Below are 4,995 nucleotides of genomic sequence, written 5' to 3' on the forward strand. Positions count from 1 at the left end.
TGCCGATCTCGTCCTGGCGGCGGTAGCGGCGCCCGATCGCGCCGGCGTCGTCGAAATCGACGTTCCAGGTCTGCGCGCGCAGCGTGTCGGCGACCTCGCGGGCCAGCGGCGAGAGGTTCTCGTTGCGGCTCAGCGGCAGGACGGCGACCTTGACCGGCGCGAGGCGCGGGTCGAGCTTCAGCACGGTACGGCTGTCGGTGCCACCCTTCGCGTTCGGCACCTCCTCTTCGCGATAGCTGTCGACGAGAAACGCCATCATCGAGCGCGTCAGGCCGAAGGAGGGCTCGATGACATACGGGATGTACTTCTCGCCCGAGCCCTGGTCGAAGTAGGTCAGCGACTGACCGGAAGCCTCCGTGTGCGAGGACAGATCGTAGTCGGTGCGGTTGGCGACGCCCATGAGCTCGCCCCATTCCTTGCCCGGGAAACCGAAGCGGTACTCGAAGTCGATCGTTCCGGCCGAATAGTGCGCCCGCTCGTGCTCGGGCACATCGAACTGGCGCATGTTCTCGGGGTCGATCCCCAGGTCGATGAACCACTCCCAGCAGACCTCGACCCAGTGCTCGAACCACTCCTGGGCATCGGCGGGGGGAGTGAAGAACTCGATCTCCATCTGCTCGAACTCGCGCGTGCGGAAGATGAAGTTCCCGGGCGTGATCTCGTTGCGGAACGCCTTGCCGACCTGTCCGATGCCGAACGGCGGCTTCTTGCGGCTCGCCGTCAGCACGTTGGAGAAGTTCACGAAGATCCCCTGGGCGGTCTCCGGCCGCAAGTAGTGCAGCCCCGACTCGTCATCGACGACACCCAGGTAGGTCTTCACGAGACCCGAGAACGACTTCGGCTCGGTGTACTGTCCCTTCGTCCCGCAGTTGGGGCACGGCACATCGTCCAGACCGTTCTCGGCAGCGCGGCCCTTGCGCGCCTCGAAGTCCTCGATGAGGTTGTCGGCGCGGAACCTCTTGTGGCACTGCAGGCACTCCACGAGCGGATCCGTGAAGGTCGCCACGTGACCGGATGCCTCCCACACCCGCTTAGGGAGGATGACCGATGAGTCGAGGCCCACCATGTCGCCGCGACCGCGGACGAACGTCTGCCACCACTGCCGACGGATGTTCTCCTTCAGCTCCGTCCCGAGGGGACCGTAATCCCACGCCGACCGCGAGCCGCCGTAGATCTCACCGGCCTGGAAGACGAATCCGCGGTGGCGGGCGAGGGCGATGACTTTGTCGAGACGGGACTGCTCGGCCACAGGTGGCTCCAGATGGTCGTGTGCGGGAGTGCGAGAATCGCGGATGCCGAAGGGAACACGGCATCCGTCGATTCTACCGGCGGCGCAGTGAAGGGACGCTGATCCTGCGCCCGGCGCCTCTCACCGGGTACGGTCGAGGGACAGACCTGCAGCGCAAACCAGCCTGCACCCACAGACGGGGAGTGCTCGTGGACAACATCTTCGCCACCGGAGGCGCCTTCCTGATCGCCGGCATCGTGGTGGTCGCCGTCATCGTCCTGCTGGTCTTCGCGCTGATCATGGTGCGCGCCTGGTACAAAGTCGCCAAGGCGGACCAGGCCCTCGTGATCGTCGGAAAGAGCCAGAAGGGCGCAGACGGAGCATCCTCCCGGATATCGGTCATCACCGGCGGCGGCGCGCTGGTCAACCCGCTCACACAGCGCGCCGAGATGATCTCGTTGCGCGCACGCCAGATCAAGATGGAGCCGACAGCGCAGTCCTCGACCGGCGTCACGGTGAACGTGAGCGGTGTCGCGCTCGTGAAGATCGGCTCCGACCCGCAGCTCGTGCGGCGGGCTGCCGAGCGCTTCCTCTCTCAGGACGGGGCCATCGAGCAGTTCACCACCGAGCAGCTCGAAGGCGCTCTCCGCGGCGTCGTGGCGACTCTGACGGTCGAGCAGCTGATGAACGACCGCCAGAAGCTGTCCGATCAGATCGCCGACGGCATCAAGAGCGACCTGCTCTCGCAGGGGCTCATCCTCGACTCGTTCCAGATCCAGGGTGTCACCGACAAGAACGGATACATCGATGCCCTCGGTGCAACCGAGGTCGAGCGTGTGCGCCGCGAAGCGGAAGTCGCGCGCATCAACGCCGCCCGCGAGGTCAAGGCCCGCCAGATCGCGACCGACGAAGCGAACCTCATCGAGCAGACTGCGTACGACAAGAACTCCGCCGCCGCGGCCGCCGAGGTCGGGCGCGCACGCGCCGAGGCGGACCAGGCCGAAGCGCTCGCGCGCGCGGAGCGGGAGCAGGCGGTGCTGCTGCAGGGCGCCGAGAACAAGCAAGCCCAGCTCGACGCCGACATCAACAAGGTCGCCGACGCGGATCTCTACCAGCGCCAGCGCGGCGCGGATGCCGACGCCTATGCCCAGGTCAAGGCCGCCGAGGCGCGAGCGCAGATCGCCGCGCAGGAAGCCGAAGCGACCCGGCTGCGCGCAAAGGCCGAAGCCGATGCCGTGCGCCTGGTCGGACAGGCCCGAGCCGAAGCCATCTCGGCCGAGGCCGAGGCGCTCTCGAAGAACCAGGAGGCGCTGCTCGCGCAACGCGCGCTCGAGGCGCTCGTGCCGATGATGACCGAGTTCGCCCGTGGATTCGACAAGGTCGGTTCGATCACCGTGCTCGGTGGCGAGGGGGCGTCGTCACACATCGCCGCCGAATCGGCGTCGAGCATGCGGGCGACATTCGACGCGGTCGAGGCCACGACGGGCATCGACCTGCGCGCCGTGATCCAGGGGCAGGCCACCGGCCGCGGCATGGCGCAGGGGTTCGCCCAGGGCTCCGGCCAGCCGACAGACCGCAGCGCCGCTTCCGAGCAGCTGCCCGGCGCCTGACGCCCCGCACCCGCGAGGTCACCGGCGCAGCTCGACCCGATCCACGGTGAACTCGTCGAGCGCGATCTGGTCGATCTCGACCCCGATGCCCGGCCCGGTCGGCACGCGCACGTGTCCGTTTTCGAGCACGGCCGGCTCGGTCACGATGTCACGCGAGTAGAAGCGGCCGGACGCCGACACGTCGCCCGTCAGAGTGAATCCGGGCAGCGCGGCCAGCGCCGCGTTGGCGGCTCTGCCGATGCCGGTCTCCAGCATCCCGCCGCACCACACCGGGATCCCGGCGTCGCGACACAGGTCGTGGATCGCGACCGCTTCCAGGTAGCCGCCGATCCGTCCGGCCTTGATGTTGATGATGGATGCCGCGCCCAGCGCGAGCGCGTCGGCGGCGGCCTTGCGGGAGGTGATCGACTCGTCGAGGCACACCGGTGTCCGCAGCCGCCGAGCCAGCGCGGCGTGGTCGACGAGGTCGTCCTCTTGCAGGGGCTGCTCGATCAGCAGCAGATCGAAGCGATCAAGCTCGGCGAGGGTGTCGGCATCCGCGAGCGTGAACGCCGAGTTCGCGTCGACCTGCAGCGGAATGGCCCCGAACGCATCGCGCACGGCGGCAGTATCGGCGAGGTCGCGCCCAGGCTTGATCTTGATCTTGATCCGGACGTAGCCCTCGTCGAGGTAGCCTCCGACCGCCTCGACGAGCGCCGCCGGGTCGCGCTGGATGCCGACGCTCACTCCGCTCGGCACGCGATCTGTCGTGGCGCCCAGGTATTCGCCGAGCGAGCGGCTCTCGGCGCGGAGCGCAGCGTCGAGGACCGCGAGCTCGAGACCGGCCTTCGCCATCCGATGCCCGACGAAGGGAGCCAGCGCGCCCGCAACGTCCTCGGGCGCGAGAGGTCCGGCATCCAGCAGCGCCGGGATCAGGTACCGCTGAGCCACGTCCCACGCGCCATGGGTGTACTCGCTCGAGTACAGCGGCGCCTGCTGCGTGACGATCTCGCCCCAGCCGTCGCCGTCCGCCGTGATCGCCCGGACGATGATGACCTCGCGCACCGTCTCGGTGCCGAACGAGGTCGTGAACGGCGAGACGAGCGGCAGATGCAGCACCCGCAGCTCGAACCCGTCGAGGTTCACGGACGCGGCGGCGCGGGCGATCGGCATGCGCTCAGGCTACCCGCGGGGCACGCTCAGTCGTCGACGACCGTCACTGTCACCTCGATGTTGCCGCGGGTGGCGTTGGAGTAGGGGCACACCTGGTGGGCAGCGTCGGCGAGGGCCTGCGCGACAGCCGGGTCGACCTCGGGGATGTTGACCTCGAGCGTGACGGCCAGCTGGAATCCGCCCTCGCCGTTCGGTCCGATTCCGACCCGTGAACCGACGCTCGAGCCGTCGATCGCGACCTTCTGCGCGCGCGCGACCCCCTGCAGGGCGCTGTGGAAGCACGCCGCGTACCCCGCCGCGAAGAGCAGCTCGGGGTTCGCGGCTTCGCCCGCACCGCCCATCTCCTTGGGGATGCGCAGGTCGAGGTCGAGGATGCCGTCGCTCGTGCGGACGTGGCCGTTGCGACCGCCGCCGGTGGCGAGCGCCTCTGCTGTGTAGAGCGTGTCCATGGTGTTCCTTTCGTGGAGGTCCTACGCGGCCGCTCGCCGCGTGGCCGCGATCTCGCGCATGTTCTCGGTGATCGCGCCGAGCTGTCGGACGAGTTCGGAGAGGTCGCCGCTGCTGCCGCTCCCGCGGCCGAGGAACGCGGGGACGAGGCAGCCGACGGCATCCATCACGGCGTCGTGAACGGTCCGTCCCTTGTCCGTCAGCCGCACGCGGACGACGCGCTCATCGTCGCTGTCACGGCGGCGCTCGACCAGATCGCGGTCTCCGAGTCGGCGCAGCATGGGCGAGAGGGTCCCGGAGTCGAGACTCAGCTCGACGCCGAGTTCGGACACCGTGCGCTCCCCCGTCGCCAGCACGACCATCGCAAGGTATTGCGGGTAGGTGAGCTCCCAGGGCTTCAGGACCTCGCGATAGGCCTGGGTCGTGGCGTGGGATGCCGTGTACATCGCGAAGCAGACGAAGTCATCAAGCACGCGGGGCATGAAGAAAGCATCGCACACAATATGATCGTGCACAACTCATCTACCGGGCGAACCCGTCCGGGTCGCCAGGGCGCCG

At 68.5% G+C, this 4,995-nt stretch carries 5 protein-coding genes; 1 reads left to right on the plus strand and 4 read right to left on the minus strand.

The features are described from left to right. The coding region (locus QZV81_RS08310) for a glycine--tRNA ligase (protein ID WP_292835603.1) at window positions 1-1,249 on the minus strand (1,249 nt) is incomplete at its 3' end. A gap of 221 nt (window positions 1,250-1,470) precedes the next feature. Here QZV81_RS08310 and QZV81_RS08315 point away from each other — a divergent pair. Continuing rightward, complete coding sequence (locus tag QZV81_RS08315) at window positions 1,471-2,838, plus strand: SPFH domain-containing protein (RefSeq protein ID WP_363331617.1); 1,368 nt, start codon at window positions 1,471-1,473, stop codon at window positions 2,836-2,838. 18 nt (window positions 2,839-2,856) lie between these two features. Here QZV81_RS08315 and menC read toward each other — a convergent pair whose 3' ends face one another. The 3 genes from menC to QZV81_RS08330 are packed head-to-tail and all read right to left on the minus strand — an operon-like array spanning window position 2,857 to window position 4,919. Then, window positions 2,857-3,990 (minus strand): o-succinylbenzoate synthase, encoded by a 1,134-nt coding sequence (gene menC / locus QZV81_RS08320; protein WP_292835610.1) that lies wholly within the window; start codon window positions 3,988-3,990, stop codon window positions 2,857-2,859. A 26-nt stretch (window positions 3,991-4,016) separates the two neighbouring features. Then, a complete protein-coding gene (locus QZV81_RS08325) occupies window positions 4,017-4,439 on the minus strand; it encodes an organic hydroperoxide resistance protein (RefSeq protein WP_292835614.1) in 423 nt (140 codons plus the stop codon). A 21-nt stretch (window positions 4,440-4,460) separates the two neighbouring features. Beyond that, window positions 4,461-4,919: a MarR family transcriptional regulator gene (locus QZV81_RS08330; RefSeq protein WP_292835617.1), complete on the minus strand. Its 459-nt coding sequence runs from the start codon at window positions 4,917-4,919 to the stop codon at window positions 4,461-4,463. Window positions 4,920-4,995: the final 76 nt, after the last annotated feature.

It is taken from the genome of Microbacterium sp., assembly GCF_011620665.1.
GTDB lineage: Bacteria > Actinomycetota > Actinomycetes > Actinomycetales > Microbacteriaceae > Microbacterium.

Coding starts and splice junctions, on each gene's coding strand:
- menC (WP_292835610.1), bottom strand. CDS start 3,990: ATGCCGATCGCCCGCGCCGCCGCGTCCGTGAACCTCGACGGGTTCGAG.
- QZV81_RS08325 (WP_292835614.1), bottom strand. CDS start 4,439: ATGGACACGCTCTACACAGCAGAGGCGCTCGCCACCGGCGGCGGTCGC.
- QZV81_RS08330 (WP_292835617.1), bottom strand. CDS start 4,919: ATGCCCCGCGTGCTTGATGACTTCGTCTGCTTCGCGATGTACACGGCA.